The 1,128-nt window shown below is 59.7% G+C and carries 1 protein-coding gene and 1 pseudogene; one reads left to right on the top strand and one right to left on the bottom strand.

What is annotated here, in order from left to right:
• Window positions 1–136 precede the first annotated feature (136 nt).
• A complete protein-coding gene (locus tag IB235_RS26035; RefSeq protein WP_192339057.1) occupies window positions 137–391 on the bottom strand; it encodes a hypothetical protein in 255 nt (84 codons plus the stop codon).
• Between the two features lie 200 nt (window positions 392–591).
• Between IB235_RS26035 and IB235_RS25470 the strand changes: the two are divergent.
• A pseudogene (locus IB235_RS25470) lies at window positions 592–957 on the top strand (proline racemase family protein).
• Window positions 958–1,128: the final 171 nt, after the last annotated feature.

Below are 1,128 nucleotides of genomic sequence, written 5' to 3'. Positions count from 1 at the left end.
TGCGGCTTGAACGGGGTCGAATGCCGACGGTAGGGACCTCGTGATGTCATGAGCCTTCTCCGATCAAGGCCCGTTCAGCGTATCAGTTTTTCCGGGACCCTTGGTCCAGCCCGTGGGGTTCACTCCATTACCTGTATCAGACCTGCGCGGTGAAAGGTGATTTCGCCAAGGGTCGACGTATCATGCCGACAATGAAGCCGGTGATGCGCGGGCTCGAAACGGGCGGAAAGGTCATCCAATGCGGCAAGCATGGCGTCGAGGTCGCGGGCCTTTCCGCCGGGCCGATGCGCCCTCCGCTAAACGGTTGAACAAAGAGGAGAAGCGCTAATTTGAGCAGGTGATCCGCACCCTCAAGACCACCATCAAGGCCATCCGCGAAGAGAACTGACATGAGCGACCTGCTGAGGACCTCAGGCATACAAAGCCATTGCACTGCGCGCAGGTCGAAAGCGTCCGCATGTTCAATGTGCCCAAGCTCGTGCACAGCGTCGACATCTCTATGGATATGCCCGACAGGACCGTCGACATCTCTATGGCGGCAATTTCTATGCCGTGGTCGAGCCGCAGGCAAATTGGGCTGGCCTACACGACATGTCCGCCTCGCAGATCGTCACCCGTAGCTGCGCGCTTCGCAGCGCAGTGACCGAGTTCGGCAAAAGCATGGTCCACCCCGAGGATGAACGCATTTGCGGCGTCGAGCATGTGCTGTGCTACGACCCGCCGGGGTGAGTTCCGATGGGCGCGATGCGGTTATTTTACGGCGACAAGGCCATCGACAGCTCACCCGGCGGCGCCGGCACCTCGACGCGGATCGCGCATCCCTTGGGCAACGGTCGGTTAAGAATCGGGCAGACCTGTCGCAATGAAAGCCTGATCGGCACGGTCTTTGAGGGCATCCGCGAAGTAGAGGTGACGGTCGGCCCTTATCGGGGCATTCACCCCAGCATCACTGGCTAGGCACGGATCACCGGACACAACACCATTCTGGTCGATGATGACGATCCGTAAGCGCTGCCCCCATCCCACCTTCCAGCGCGGTTCTTGATGGGATCATTGGCTTCCATCGAGGTTGGATGATGGAGCTTCTCCATGGAGACTACATTGGAGGTTCTCTCGGTTGGCGGCTCC

Source organism: Paracoccus sp. PAR01 (assembly GCF_014851995.1).
GTDB lineage: Bacteria > Pseudomonadota > Alphaproteobacteria > Rhodobacterales > Rhodobacteraceae > Paracoccus > Paracoccus litorisediminis.
This window is presented reverse-complemented; position numbering and strand designations above follow the sequence as displayed.

What these genes read in the sequence shown, in the direction of transcription:
- IB235_RS26035 (WP_192339057.1), bottom strand. Translation starts at nt 391, where the DNA reads ATGTCAGTTCTCTTCGCGGATGGCCTTGATGGTGGTCTTGAGGGTGCG.